Origin of the sequence: Fibrobacter sp. UWR2 (genome assembly GCF_002210285.1) — a bacterium.
GTDB lineage: Bacteria > Fibrobacterota > Fibrobacteria > Fibrobacterales > Fibrobacteraceae > Fibrobacter.
Window position 1 is genome coordinate 119781 of the sequence record NZ_MWQE01000001.1, and the last position, 15046, is coordinate 134826.

Sequence of the window (15046 nt, forward strand, 5' to 3'; positions counted from 1 at the left end):
GACGGTTGAAGCATGCTGTTGTCACAAAGTTCATCATGGTCCAAAATTACCAATCGGGCGGATTTTTGGCAAGGGGTTGTCCCTAAAAAAGTGTTTTTCTCTGAAAAAATGGCGTTTTTTCGCAAAAAAAAGGAAGAGCGACTCCTGGTGAAGGGAGCCGCTCTAGTATGGTCTCAACAAAGAGAGGTGTAAGTCTAACCAGTAAATTCCCATCCGGGAACGTGTATTTTTAGTTTATGCGTTACGTACAAAATATATACAATTATGAGCAAGAGGATTGTTATTAAATTCTGTTTTTTATTTGCCTTGTGTCCTACTCTTCATATACAGCCTATTACAACGCGTCTTACAAAAGGTTTATGTGTAATAAAATTGTAAGTTATTTGCCCGATTTGCGACCCTGCATAAAAAATATCATAATGCTATTATTAGGCATCTTTTGAGGTTTTATGAAACTGAGCAAGTACCCCAGCGCGATTTTGTTCCTGCTGTTCGTGTTTTGTAGCATCTTTGTCCAGATGGGCCTTTTTGTCCATTTTCAGCGCTGGCTCTCTTTCTCGTTCGAAGGTTCGGCTTTTTGGTGGCGCAGCATGCTGCTCCAGGTCGCCATCTTCTCTCCTGCCATCTTCATGATGCCTGCGGCGAGTTTCTTTGCTGGGCGCTACCACAAGGGTCGCGTGATGGCCTGGTCCTCGGTAGGCATGCTTGCCTCCGTCATCGCCATTGTCGTCTGCTATGTGGCCGGAGCCGAATGGGTGGCCTATGGCCTGCTTGGCCTCTATGGTGTTTTTCTTGCGATTCTGACTCCAGCGAAACTCGGTATCATGAAGGAAATGGTCGAGGGCGAGGACCTCGTAAAGATCAATTCGTGGTACATGGCTCTTTCCGTACTCGGAACCGCTAGCGCCGCGTTCTTTGCGATGGGACTTTCGGGCAGGCCCGATTCTCCGGTGAGCATCGAACTCACGCTCTGGATTTACCTAGGCCTGAGCGTTGTCACGACAATCGCGGGGTTCTTTATCCGCGTCGGCGCTACGCACGATACCTTGAAGTTCCGTTCTCCCCGGCGCAATTTCGCTGCCACGTGGCGGCATCCGATTGTGCGCCTTGCCATCCTTGGACTTTCCGCCATTTGGGGGGTCACGCAGATATTCCTCATCCTTATCCAGAACATGACGGACATGCTCAACACGGCCGTCATACCTGTTTCGATGTTTATCGTCACGATGGGTTATGTGCTGGGTGCGCTTTCTGCCAGCTGGGCGTCGAAGGGCTTTGTCGAGACCGGGCTTATCCCGTTCTCTGCTGCAGCTTCGGCCATCACGATGTTTGCTCTCCCGTTCGTGCATAACGCCTGGCTGCAGGCGGTACTCTACGGCATTATCGGTTTTTGCGCTGGTTCCTCGTTCGTCATCTTGCGCACGGTTATTCAGAACTTCACGCGTCCCGATACCGCTGGCCGCATCCATGCGGTGGCGAACACCATCCAGATGGCGTTCCTCGTGCTCATCATGGGTGGGCAGACCTTGCTGCTTATCTTTACGCCTGTGACGCTCGACTATTGCTTCATGATTCTCGCGGTGATTCTCACACTGTGCTTTGTGATGAACCTGAGGCATACCCCGATGCCGCTGTTACGTGCCGCGCTCCGCTTTGCGTTTGCGTTCGTGTTCCGCTACCGCGTGAAGGTCGTGGGCGTGAAGAACATTCCTGAAACGGGCCCGGTTCTTTTGGTGGGGCCGCATTTCAGTTTTATTGACTGGGCTGTACTCCAGATGTCGTCGCCCAGACCGCTTCGCATTGCGAGCAACAGGAACACTTTTGCGGACTGGTATCAGCGTTGGTTCTCGCACGGAAAGTTCTTTATCAATATCAACCGCCGCGACCCGGCCCCTGCAATGCAACGCATTCACGACGCCCTTCTGAAGGGCGAGGCGGTCGTCATTTTCCCCGAAGGCGAAGTCTCGAAAAAAACGTTTATGCCTGCGTTCTCGCTGGACTACTCGAAGGCTACCGAAGGCACGAACGCTCCGATTGTCCCGTTCTATATTCAGGGGCTGTGGGGGAGCCGCTATAGCCAGGCTTCGGAATGTGTGAACCGTCCGCAGGCATTCAACCGCGTGATTAGTGTCGGTTATGGCAAGGTCCTGCCGGCGAACACTCCCGAAGAGACTATCCTCCGTGAATTGCATTTCCTGGGTGCGGACATATGGAATGTCGCCATAGACCATTCCGAAACGATTGTCCCGCTCTGGTTCAAGGCGATGCGCAAGCGCCGCTTCCGCCCGATTCTCATTGACCCTGCGGGTAACCACGTGAACGGTTATGGCATGATCCGCCTCTGCCGTTATTTCGGGCGTGTAATCCGGTCTGTTACCAAGAACGAGAAAAATGTCGGCTTCATGATGCCTACGAGCAGGGATGCCGCCCTCGGGATTATCTCCATTCTCGGGACGGGCAAGACGAGCGTGAACCTGAACTATTCCGCCCCTGTCGATACAATCCTCGGGTGCATTGCAAAGGCGGACGTGAATACCGTCGTGACGACGCATGCCTTTTTCGATAAGCTGTGCGGCAAGAATTCCGCCTTCATGCAGATCGCAGAAAAATGCAAGATGCTCTACCTGGATGAAGAAGAGACCAAGATTTCTTCGATTGGCAAGGTGCTCTCTACTGCGATTATCATGGCATGCCCGGGTGCGCTCCTTCGCAGGCTGTGGTTCACTGCCGCAAAACTTGGCGACGATGCCGTTATCCTGTTCAGTTCGGGTTCCGAAGGTACTCCGAAGGGCATTGAACTCACGCACAAGAATGTCATTGCGAATGCGCAGCAGTGCGATTATGTCGTAAAGCTTAGCCGTACCGACGTGATGACCGCGCTACTCCCGCTGTTCCATTCCTTCGGGTTTACGCTGACGTTTGTTATGCCGCTTCTCGATGGCGTGCCGATGGTGCTTTGCCCCGACCCGACGGATATCAAGACGCTTGCACGCGTGTGCGCACAGTACAAGACTACTATCATGATGGGTACGCCGACCTTCTTGCGCGCTATTGCCATCAACCGCTGGGTGCACCCGATGTGTCTGGATTCGCTGCGCTTCATTATCGCCGGCGCCGAAAAGCTCCGCCCCGAAATGCGCGAGGCGTTCAAGCTCAAGTTTGGCAAGGACATCTACGAAGGCTACGGCTGTACGGAACTTACTCCGCTGGCAACCATCAATGCCCCGAACGTCTTGCTCGACGACTTCCTCACTATGGAAAAGTGCTGCGACCCCTCCAGCATTGGGCTCCCGCCTCCGGGTACCGTGACTGCGATTGTCGACCCCGAAACAAACGAGTTCTTACCGCAGGGTGCCGAAGGCATGCTGGTCGTGACCGGCCCGCAGGTGATGAAGGGCTACCTGAAGGACAAGGAAAAGACGGACAATGTCGTCCTTGAAATCGATGGCCGCCGCTGGTACAAGACGGGTGACAAGTGCCTGATTACGCCGGATGGTTTCGTGCAGATTCTCGGCCGTTACAGCCGCTTTGCCAAACTCGGTGGCGAAATGATTTCGCTTACCGCGGTGGAACTCCGTATTGCAGAATCGAAGGTACTGGACAATCAGGAATTTGCCGTGACGGCGGTTCCGGATTCATCGAAGGGCGAACGAATCGTGCTATTGGTCAAGGGAGACATGGATACCGAAGAAATTTCCCGTAACCTGCGCAAGTCGGGAATCCCGCCCCTCATGCTGCCGGGCTCCGTATTCAGCGTGAATGAAATCCCGAAACTCGGTTCCGGAAAGTGGGATTTCCCCGGCATGAAGAAAATGGCCCAGGAACTTGTCGACAGCAAGCTCCAAGGCCGTTAGTTTTTCGCGGAATATACTTTACTTGTGGGAAGCGATTCCCAGCTTGTTCATGCGGTAGTTCATCATGCGGGGTGAAACGCCGAGGCTCCTGCCAGCAGCGGAGAGGTTCCCGTCGTTCTGCTTGATGGCTTCCGTCAGGATTTCCTTCTCGTAGTTCTGCAACATCACGTCGAGAGGCGCTCCCGTCAATACGATAGAATTCCCGTTGCCCGATGTGACGCTTGTCTGCAGTGAAGGCGGCAAGTTGAAGCTGTGGATACATTCGTCCTTCGCGGTAAGCACGGCGCGCTCGATGCAGTTTTCGAGTTCGCGTACGTTACCCGGCCAGTAGTAGCTCATGAGCAGGTTGATGGCGGTTGTCGAAAGACGGGCAATCTTTTTCCCGTACTTGAGATTGAACTTGTCGATAAAGTGTTCCGCAAGCAAGATGATGTCGCTCTTGCGTTTTGCAAGGTCGGGTACTACGATGGGGAATATATTCAGGCGGTAGTAGAGGTCTTCGCGGAACTTGCCCTGGGCCATGAGTTCCTCGAGGTTTCGGCTAGTTGCTGCCAAGAAGCGGACATCCGCATGGATTTCCTCGTTGCTACCCACGCGACTGAATGTGCGTTCCTGCAAAAAGCGTAACAGCTTGACTTGGGTCTGTATTGTCAGGTCACCGATTTCATCGAGGAAGAGCGTTCCCCCATTTGCCGCTTCTGCTCGCCCGATACGGCGGGCCATGGCCCCCGTAAAGGCTCCCTTTTCATGGCCGAAAAGTTCGCTTTCTACGAGATTCTCCGGGAGTGCGGCGCAGTTGAGCGTAATGAAGGGCTTGTCCTTTCGGGACGATAGATTCACGATAGCCCGGGCAATCATCTCCTTACCCGTACCGCTCCCACCGCGGATAAGCACGGTCGCGTCGCTTGGGGCGACTTGACGGACCTGCTCGTAGACAATCTGCATTTCGCGGCAGTTGCCCACGATTTCGGTGGGATTGTTCGAGAGCATGTCGCGCAGTTTGCGGTTCTCGTCAATCATGGCCTGCTGTTCGTTGCGCAGTTCGATGCACTCGTTTGCTGCATCGCCCGTGATGTTGGCGATGATTTCGAGCAGGGCCACGTCACGGTCCAGGTCCGTCGTACCGTCTACGGGGCGGTCAATGGAGAGGGTCCCGATAATTTGTTCGTCATGGATGAGCGGCACGCAAATGAAGGCCACCTGGCTATCGTAGTGGCGGCTACCGGTGCGGTTCAGGAACCTGGAGTCCTTGCGCAAATCGGGAATGACATGGCTTATGCCGCGTTCGGCGACATGTCCTGTAATGCCTTCGCCCATACGGTAGAAGCCTTTCTGCTTTTCGGATTCGTCGAGCCCACGCGACGCCTCGATCTTGAGTGTGTCCCCAAAGAGGAGCGCGAACGTGCCGCGCAACATGCCGAGTTCGGATTCTAGGATACCGAGAACATTCTCGAGCAACTTCTCCACGTTGCGTTCGTGAATAATCGCGACGCTAATCTTCTGGATGACCGAGATTTCCGGGCCTATGGGTGTTGACATATGTGACATAAGATAGAAAATCGGGAATAGGGGTTAGAGTTTTTCCTTAATTCTCTTGAGGGCTTCGCAGGTGCGTTCGTAGTCACCGAAGGCGGTCAGGCGGAAATACCCTTCGCCGCAGGGGCCAAAGCCGCTGCCGGGGGTGCCCACGACCTCGCAGGTGGCAAGCAGGCGGTCGAAGAAGTCGAAGGACTTTTCGCCATCGGGAATCTTCCACCAGATATACGGGGCATGCTCGCCGCCGAACACCGTGTAGCCCGCCGCGGTCAGTTCCTTGCGGATGACGCCGGCAGTCTTCATGTAGCCCGCGATAACGGCCTTTGTCTGCTGCCAGCCGACCGGGGAGTATATAGCCTCGGCGGCACGTTGGGTCACGTAGCTCACGCCGTTGAACTTGGTGCACTGGCGACGGTTCCACATGGAGCGGAGTTTGGATAGTTCATGCGGGATGACCGTATAGGCGCAGCGAACGCCAGTAAAGCCGGCGGTCTTGCTGAAACTGCGGAATTCGATGGCGCAGGTGCGGGCTCCCGGAATCTCGTAGATGGAATGCGGGAGGCTCTCGTCCTGGATGTAGCAGTTGTAGGCGCCGTCGAACAGGATAATCGCACCGTTCTCGTTCGCGTAGTTCACGAACTTCTGGAGCGTCTCGCGGCTGAGCACCGTACCCGTCGGGTTGTTCGGGCTGCAGAGGTAGATCATCTGCACCGGGTTCTTGGGCAGGTCGGGCTGGAAGTTGTTCTCGGCAGTCGACGCAAGGTAGGTGACCTTAGAAAAATGTCCGTCATCCTGCAACACGCCTGCACGCCCGGCCATCACGTTGGAGTCCAGATAGACCGGGTAGACGGGGTCCGGGATGGCAATTTTTACATTTTCTGTAAAAAGTTCCTGGATGTTCGCGACGTCGCACTTGGATCCGTCGCTCACGAAGATGTCGTCCGGGTCCATCTCGATGCCGCGGGAAGTGTACTCGCCGGCGACAATCGCCTCGCGCACAAAATCGTAGCCCTGTTCGGGCCCGTACCCGCGGAACGTTCCCTTCTCGGCCATCTCGTCGACGGCCTTGTGCATGGCCTTGATGACCTCGGGGATAAGCGGCGTGGTCACGTCACCGATACCCAGACGTACGATGTCGGCGTCGGGTTTCTTTGCCTGGTATTCGGAAATCTTCTTTGCGATGGTGGAGAACAGGTAGCTGCCGGGCAGCAAGTCGTAGTTCGGATTTATAATGGATTCGTTCATTCGATCGTTCCTCTAAATACTTCCTGTGCAGGGCCGGTCATGAGGACCGGGCCGTCATTTTCGTGCTTGATATGGAGCGTTCCGCCGTCCAGGATGACATCGGCTTCGACGCCCACGCGGCCCGTGCGCTGGGCCGCAACGAGGGTTGCGCAACTGCCGGTTCCACAGGCCATGGTGACGCCGCAACCCCGTTCCCAAACCCGCATGCGGATTTGGGTGGGCGTCTCTTGACCCGAGTGGAGAACCTGTGCGAATTCAATGTTGCAGCGGTCCGGGAACTGCTTGTCGCATTCCAGCACGCGCCCCCAGTTTTCCAACTGGATTTTCTCGATGTCGTCAACGAAGATGACGGCGTGCGGATTTCCCATCGAGACAGTCTCTGCAGTAAAGTCATAGCTGTCCGCCGTAAGCTTTATACTCCCGAGGAAGTTTCTCGGGTTGCCCATGTCTACGCACACGCGTCCGTCGTCCAGGAGTTCGGGTTTCACGAGCCCGCTTTTCGTGTGCAGGTTGAATACCTTTTGCCCCGGCTTCGCGAGCCCGCGGCTTACGATGAACTTCGCGACACAGCGTGTCGCGTTACCGCACATCGCGGCCTCTGATCCGTCGGCATTGAAAATGCGCATCTCGAAATCGATGCCGTTCGCGACGGACTTGGATGCAGGGCCGACCCCCGCATCGTCAAGTACTAGGCAGCCTTCGCCGTCCATCGGGGTTACGATGACTACGCCGTCTGCGCCTATACCGAAGCGGCGGTCGCACAACTTGATGACGCTCTGTTCGAATTCCGCGCCGTAATACACTTTTTGACCCGGTTCCAATAAAATGAAATCGTTGCCGAGTCCGGTCCATTTAGAAAATTTGGTAAACATGCCCCTTATTTGCAAGAAGCATGCCAACTTTACAGATTTTGTTAAAAATGCGAAAAACCGCGGTTTTTCGCCAGAATACGATATTTCTATAAAATGTAACGTTTACATTTTATGTAAAAACAAGTGTTTTATTTTACATTTTGTGTAAAACTACTTGGCGGTTGCCTTGCGCCCGTCCAACCATGCGAATATGTTAGCAAGAATCGTGCCGCTGATGGAATGGTAGATGCAGCTCAAAGCGCAGGGGACAACGCAGAGTGCCGCTTCGGGGTGAACTGCCAGGTTCTCGGGGTTAGCGAAGAACCCTGCAGCAAGGACTGTCGCCATGCCCGCGTTCTGCACGCCGACCTCGATGGCGATGGTGCGCTTCTTCGCGGTGTTGAACTTGAACAGCCTGCCTACGCTGTAACCCAGCACGTAGCCGAGCGCGTTGTGGCAGAACACGACCGCGAGCACGAGGAACAGGAGGCCGACCCCGTTGAGTACGAGCTGCGGGTGCACGGTCACCATCACTCCGCCCACGATAAGCATGAGCCCGATGACACCGACCGCAGGCATGTTGGCCTGGATTTCCTTGAATACGGCGCGGTGCCCGAGAAATACGTTGAGGAGAAACCCGATGGTCACCGGGAGGATGGTGACGTAGAGGATGTTGAGGAACATCCCGAGGGCGTTCACGTTGATGCTCGTGTCGGCAAGCCACAGCACGAGCAGCGGGGTCATGATGGGGGCGAGCAGCGTGGAGACTGTGGTCATGCCTACGGAGTAGGCCACGTCGCCCTTCGCGAGGAAGCTCATGATGTTGCTGGAGACGCCGCCCGGGCAGCAGCCTACGAGCACGATGCCCACGGCGAGGTAGGGGTCGAGCCCGAAAATCTTGGTGAGCGTGAAGGCCACCAGCGGCATGATGGTGTATTGTGCGACGGCCCCGAGCAAAATGTCGAGCGGGCGCTTGAACAGGATCTTGAAATCCTGTACGGAAAGCGTGAGCCCCATGCTCAGCATGATCACCCCGAGGATGACCGAGGAGACGTTCCCGTGGACCCAGCCGAAGGCTACGGGAACGAAGAATGCGACGATTGCGCTTGCGATGACGAACGGGGAAGCGTAGGCGGAAAGAGTGTGGCTCACGGCCCGGATAATCTTGGACATGCCTAAAATATAGCGATATTTTAGGCGGCTAGCGAACGGCGACTCTACGCATGTAGCTTGTTCCCTTGGAACGAGCCCTTACGACGTAGACTCCACGGTCTGCCTTCTGCCACAGGAACTTGGCGCCGCGCGCTGCGGCAACCTTGTGCCCGTTCATGTCGTAGATGCTCCATTCGGCGTCTTCGGGCAGCGTAAGCAGGACGGAATGTCCGCTAATGGTCAGTCCGATGTTGTCGGCCTTTTGAGCCTGCGCCGCGGCCTTGATGGCGACAGTCTTGGTGAGCGACGAGGAATCTCCTGCAGTCGCTTCTTTCGGATTATCGATGGCGTCAATCACGTTCACGAAGGTTCCGCTCATCATCGAGGCTCCGAACCAGGCGAGGAACTGGTCGAAATACATCTCGTTGTGGAGCGTGTCCTCGAGGGCGCCAGTCGTGTCCTTTGCAAGGCCGAAGTAGTCGCCGCCTTCGTAGAACTTCGCAAGTTCCTCGCTGAAGGCGATGCGGTCCTCGGATTTACCGACGGCGACGGCTGCGGTGGCCCACATGCCGATTGTCAGGTGGCTGTGTTCGCGGCGGTAGCGCCAGGTCGACGTGTCCTTGCTGTTGTTAAAGTCTGTCCAGATATCTTCGGCAGGCAGTAGTTCGCCGGGATTTTCGATCTGGTAGAAGTTCGCGGCTTCGGGGCCGCCCTTTCCGTTGATGAATGTGAGCGAGTTCTCGAGGAATGCTTTTGCCCTGGACTCGTCGAACCAGACGGCGTCAATTGCGAGCCTCCACAGGATGCGGATGGCGTCCTTGAAGAAGGCGCGGCTGTTGAAATAGGCGTTGTAGCCGAGGCTTCCTGCCCAGCCACCATCGGGGCGCATCCAGTCGGGAATCATGCCCATGCTATAGCCGGGGCTCTTCGAAAGGATCTCGTAGGTCTTTTCGACAACCTTATTCCAGCGGTCGCCATTGCTATCGAACTTGGCGAAAATCCTGTACCATGCCGGGGAAAAGTAGCCGGGATTCACGAAGCTGTCACCGCCCCAGCCCGCGCCGGGGGCCAGAATTCCGCTGCTCGTAATTTGCTGCGTTCCCCACATGCAGCCCAAAATCTTCTTGGCATGGTCTGCGTAGCCGTAATTGAACTTGGTCGAGGTATAGGGCTGCCATTTGCCGGCAGAAACTAGTTTGTCTGCAAAAATCAAGGCGAGCGCGACGTCTTCTTCGGCATCAGTTGCGGCGCCCTCGCCGCTAATCATGCCGCTAGGCGCCATCTGCCAGTTGTAGTAGCAGCCGCCCCACATCTTGTCGTTCGCTGCATCCCAGATACTGTTGAAGTGATCCTGATCGTTGGCGAACAGGGCTACGAGCATGCCGTAGCCGACGGCTTCGCTTACCGCGTCACCCGGGGTTTCGCTCTTGGGACGGTGAATCAGCCCCTTGCCTTCAGAATAGGGATTGATGTTGCGGCGGATAAGCCCTTGCCATGTGCTGTCGAGAGCCGCCTTCCAGTAGGATTCGTCTACCTTCGGTTGGGTGTTGGGCAAGTCCAGCACTGCCTGCGAGAAAGAGAATGCCGCTGCAATGCAAAGGGGAATAAGATTAAGATTCTTCATAACGTCTCCATTTTACCCAATCGCTCTCCGCTTCAAATATATAATAAAGGGGGCCGGCTCCCTGTAAAACTTTTGGTAACTGTGAAAGGAGTCACGCTAAAAAGCCAGTTTCCTTAGTGTAACTTGAGTTTTATCCTGCCTTGGAGAGGTCTTGTGCTCTTTGCCCTATGCGTCTGCCGTCTAATTGGAGCCGGAGAGTCTTGAACCTGCGGGTGAAGATGTGATTCATTGTCATATACTGTTTGTACAATCAAGTTGTTTGTGTGTACAAAAATCGTTAAATTACGTACAAAATAAAATTACAAACAAACTTTGTGTGTAACATGTTATTTTTCTTATATTATTCATGCGTTTTTAACAAATGAATAATAACTATTTGCTTTAAAAACATTTAAAAATTGTTTGGCGAAAACTAGGCAATTCCCCTTGAACATTTACAACAAGAATAAAACATGAAAAAAGACAAGTATATCTCGAAAAGAAAGTTGATGAAACTGAAACCGAAGGATATGACATTCCGTGAATATAAGCTGGGCGCAGTCAGGGAAACGGAACACCCGAACTTTACTGAAAATGATATTAGTACTGCGATTAACCCATGCGCCCTTGCAGAACAAATCGAAGGCCGCAAGATTGATTGGGGTAATGATGAAGAACGTGAAAAGATGCTTGTGAAAATTCTTGGTGCGTCAAGTGTAAAAGACATTTATGACCCAAAAAAATCCTTTTTACGCCCAATTAGAAGGATGATTGATGCCTCCGGAAAGAGTGTGTTCAAAACATCGGATGTAGAAGAGAAAAGTATTCCGGAACAAATCGCTAGCGTCTATGTTCCGTTAAGGAATCGCGCGGCATCCGCAGAAATCAGTTTCAAGTCGGACGATTCCTGGCTACCCGAAAATGTCGGCTGGAAAAAAGTAGGTACCTATTATATTAACGGCGCGGAACCGCTTGAAATTGACCAGGGTTCTCTAGGAGACTGCTATTTCTTGGCAGCACTGTGTTCTGCGGGATGGGTCAATAGGAACTACATAAGGAGTACCGATGTAAACGGCTCTCATACGATGACCTTCTATACGTGGCTAAAAAATCCGGAAAAGGTGTCCGTAAGTGAAGAAATTCCCTGCAATCTTTCGAGTAATCGACCTGCTTTTGGGGGCAGTACTACTACTGGGGAAATCTGGCCTGCCGTCTGGGAGAAGGCTTTTGCAAAATGGGACACCGGCTGTAGCCATGATCATCCCAATGTTTCGAAGATTGCGGGGGGTAATGGCGGAACGGCATTAAGGCAAATTACGGGTAGGGGGTATTCCTCTTATTACCTGTATAACACTAAGAGTAGGATAAACACTATATGGGGGTGGCTTGACAAGAATACCAATTACTTGGGAAAGACGATGATCCCCATGGTTGTCAATACGTCTAGTATTGATAGGTATGATTCTCTTGGAATTGTTTCTAGCCATGTCTACTCGGTTCTGGGCATTGAAACCGTGAATAAGAAGAAACGAATCGTCTTGAGAAATCCGTGGGCGTGGAAAACCCCGAGTGAGTATTGTAGAACGGGCAGTTGGAATGGACTAGCGTTAGGTGCCAATGGGGTGTTCTCCATTGAGTTCGAAATGTTCCTTGAATATTTCTACAACCTATACTACGTGTAAAATCAACAAACAATAAATCAAAAAAAGGATAAAAAATGGCAACTAAGACGTTGAAGACAGCAGATCTCAAGGCTTCCTTGAATTTGAAAAAGACTACTAGGGTGGAGAACATCTCCGTTAAAGAAGTCAAGGGCGTTAGTGAAATAAAGACTGCAGCGGGTTCTAGGGTGCAGAAAGAACAGCTTTTGGACTTTAGGGAAAATGCTGGAATTTCGGTATTGGAACTAAGGGTTGATTCTACTAGCAAGACGCTTGATGACGTGAGGACTGAACTAGATGAAATAATTCGTCAAAAGGGAGAATTTCTTGATAAGAGGGACTACTTTGACGAAGGAAGGGCAAGAAGAGAACTACAGGAATCGCTTGATAACATAAAAAAATATGGAATGTCCGGTTTCACTGCAGAAGTGGACCCTGCAGGGGGCGTGACCTGCAAGTATGTGAGAATGTGGAGGCAGCCTGCTAGAAAGTATACGTATTCGCTTCTGCGAAAGAAAGAAGGCTTGAAGGTTATTGCTGTTAGAGGTGATAAACAACAGGCGACTGCCAAAAACGGAAGTTCCTCGATTACTAGTAAACTGAAGACGCTGGAGTGGGAAATATTAGTGCCGACGAGTACATCGCATATCGTAAATGGGTTTGTTCTTCATGATGATACGGCGGAGGAAGGCAACAAGTACACGTATCGGTTGGTCTTGAACTACACGGACACAAATGAGACGGAATCATTTGAGGCGACTGTCCTATACGAAAAATTAAAATTGAATGTTGTTGAATTCAGTGCTCGCGCGGATTCGATCAATAAAAAGGTCGTGGTAACATGCAGCGTGCAAAACGCAAGTACGATGAAGGTTTATCGAAAGGACACGGGGAAGGTCTTGTCTAGCCCTTACGAAGACACCAATGTTGAACTGGGTAAGACGTATGAATATGTTCTAGAGGCGGCCAACAAATGGGAATCTGTGAAAAAAACGGCTAAAGCCTCCTGCTCGAATCTTAAGCCGACTATGGGAAAGGTTACTGCGACGATAGAAACGTTTGACCGTGGCGTGACATTACAGTGGCCGTCTGTTGCGAATATTTCTTATTTTATCGTTGAGCGGTCTTTGTCGGGGACTAGTTCCTGGACAAAGGTTGGTTCTAATACAACTCAGAATACCTGTAAAGATATTGACGAATCGGAAGACGAAAAGGTCCTCAAGAAGGGGAAAACCTATGCATACAGGGTTACTGCTCACAATGGATGGGGCGATTCTTCGGCAACAGTTTCCGTAACCATGACCAATGCGGCTCCTAATACGCCTCGAATTCTTGAACCGGGTTCAAATACATTGTGCTGGACCGCAATAAACAATGCGAAGACATTCCGCATTGAAAGAACCGATAATCCTTCGACGTATAATTGGACCAAGAAAACTGGGTACACTACGTTATACGACGGCAGTATTACGGCGGGAAAGCTGTACACGTACACAATTCAGGCCTGTAATGGATGGGGAAAGTCCGGCCTCTGCTATTGCGATGTCGTGAAGCCGATAACGGAAAATAAAGGAAAGGTGGGTGATTATTATGGGTATATTGGACAGAATAAAGATGATGATTACGGTGGAAATTTTGCGAAAAAGTGGCAACTCAATTTCCAGGGAATAACGACGGATGGAACGTGGTGGTATATAACGAATGGTGCTGATGGGTGGTACCATTCTATAAGAAAACGTTCTCTGGATAGAACATTGGATAGTGGAATCGGTCGTGACTACACGGTGCCTGATGAAGCCCATGTAGGAGACCTCGATTTCTATAAGGGCTATCTATTTGTTCCTGTGTATAAGAGTGGGGAAAACGGCAAGATATGGATTTTCAAAACAGATAAGAGCAACAGCTGCGTCCAAAGCAGCGATAGGCTTAAATGTATTGAATTGCATAAGAATAATGGTTCCTCCTTTAAAAAACTTGGATGGTGTGCCGTAAACCCCTGTGACGGCAGACTGTATGTTTGCGAGGGAGATGAAGCCCTTGGACCGAATGCTCCGCTCTATTCATTCAAGGTTAATGTGGATAATATCAAGAATGCAAAATGGGACAATGTATTTGTAGACCCCAAGGTGGTGCGCCTGTATCTTAGCGATGGATCCGAATGCGTGAAGCAATGCATGCAGGGAGGATGCTTTGATTACTACAACAACCTTTATCTCAATAGTGGCTATTCGGACGGCCACAGAACAGGTGAAGGTGTCCATGTATTCAAGCTGATTCGTGACGATTCAAAACAGCTTAGAGAAAAGTTGAGCGCCGCTCGAAATGACGAAGAACGTGCTAAAATCTACGAGGCGTATAAATCGGGCGACCTGAATTTGCCATTTGACTGCACTAAGGGTATACTTATTGCACAGTCAAATCAAAAGTCGGGATTCAGGTATCAGTTTGACCCCACCGATGATGAGGAGCCGGAGGGCATGATGTATTATGACTTTACATTTGCCGAAAGGACGCCTCCGCAGAGTTATGTGGGTGAAGGTTCTCTTCATATCGGTATGTTGATGAATGATATAGCGACAGAGGAATGCGTGTGCTTTAAACACTATGCTCACAAGCTCCGTGATACTGAAGAGAAAAATGTCTACTACAATCCTTCAAATCTGGTAGTTGTTTCTGCTACCGAAAACAATGATGGTGTAAACGAAACTGTATATAAAGTTGTCGATAACGGCGTTCTTGTGAAGAAGTTTAAACTGAGAAAATATGCGGATGCCGCTTTGACTATATTGAAAAAATTCAGCAAGGTCCATACGGTAGGCTGGCTTTATACGTGTTCGCCAAATCATAATTATGAATTTAGCGCTCTTGAAAGCAGTACGTCATTGCCTAAAACGCAATGTGTACAGATGGCATATACTAGTGTCGTTAAAAGCCATGCGACTGATGAAATGTGGAAGGTGGAAGTACGGTCGAGTCAGGGAGTCCTGTGTCACTTCCGCGCTCATAATGAAGCGGATGCGAATACGATACAGGCTATTCTGAAACAGCATAAAAAACTTTGCTATATAGGAGTGGGGCCTGATACCGATGCTAAAACCAAGGGATTTTTCCGTAGTGCAAACAACTTGATTTGGCTCGAGTAAC

General features: G+C 51.6%; 8 protein-coding genes. 3 read left to right on the forward strand and 5 right to left on the reverse strand.

Annotated features, from left to right (window positions below; genetic code table 11):
• Positions 1 to 449: 449 nt before the first annotated feature.
• Positions 450 to 3854 carry an MFS transporter gene (locus B7994_RS00450; protein WP_088636524.1) on the forward strand — a complete coding sequence of 1135 codons (3405 nt, stop codon included), beginning with the start codon at positions 450 to 452 and terminating at the stop codon, positions 3852 to 3854.
• A gap of 18 nt (positions 3855 to 3872) precedes the next feature.
• On the opposite strand, the gene B7994_RS00455 is transcribed toward B7994_RS00450, so the two are convergent.
• The 5 genes from B7994_RS00455 to B7994_RS00475 all read right to left on the reverse strand — a co-directional run bounded on the left by B7994_RS00455 (position 3873) and on the right by B7994_RS00475 (position 10262).
• A complete protein-coding gene (locus B7994_RS00455) occupies positions 3873 to 5393 on the reverse strand; it encodes a sigma 54-interacting transcriptional regulator (RefSeq protein ID WP_088637188.1) in 1521 nt (506 codons plus the stop codon).
• A 33-nt stretch (positions 5394 to 5426) separates the two neighbouring features.
• Positions 5427 to 6635, reverse strand: coding sequence for an LL-diaminopimelate aminotransferase (locus tag B7994_RS00460; protein WP_088636525.1), 1209 nt, complete (start codon positions 6633 to 6635; stop codon positions 5427 to 5429).
• A complete protein-coding gene (gene dapF / locus B7994_RS00465) occupies positions 6632 to 7507 on the reverse strand; it encodes a diaminopimelate epimerase (RefSeq protein ID WP_088636526.1) in 876 nt (291 codons plus the stop codon). Before dapF ends, B7994_RS00460 begins: the two co-directional genes overlap by 4 nt.
• A 150-nt stretch (positions 7508 to 7657) precedes the next feature.
• Entirely contained in the window at positions 7658 to 8659 is a 1002-nt protein-coding gene (locus B7994_RS00470) for a bile acid:sodium symporter family protein (protein ID WP_088636527.1), read from the reverse strand.
• Between the two features lie 28 nt (positions 8660 to 8687).
• Complete coding sequence (locus B7994_RS00475; protein WP_088636528.1) at positions 8688 to 10262, reverse strand: glycosyl hydrolase family 8; 1575 nt, start codon at positions 10260 to 10262, stop codon at positions 8688 to 8690.
• 452 nt (positions 10263 to 10714) lie between these two features.
• Here B7994_RS00475 and B7994_RS00480 point away from each other — a divergent pair, with 452 nt between their 5' ends.
• On the forward strand, positions 10715 to 11923 hold the full coding sequence (locus B7994_RS00480; protein WP_088636529.1) for a C2 family cysteine protease: 1209 nt from the start codon (positions 10715 to 10717) through the stop codon (positions 11921 to 11923).
• A gap of 35 nt (positions 11924 to 11958) precedes the next feature.
• Positions 11959 to 15045: a fibronectin type III domain-containing protein gene (locus B7994_RS00485; protein ID WP_088636530.1), complete on the forward strand. Its 3087-nt coding sequence runs from the start codon at positions 11959 to 11961 to the stop codon at positions 15043 to 15045.
• Position 15046: the final 1 nt, after the last annotated feature.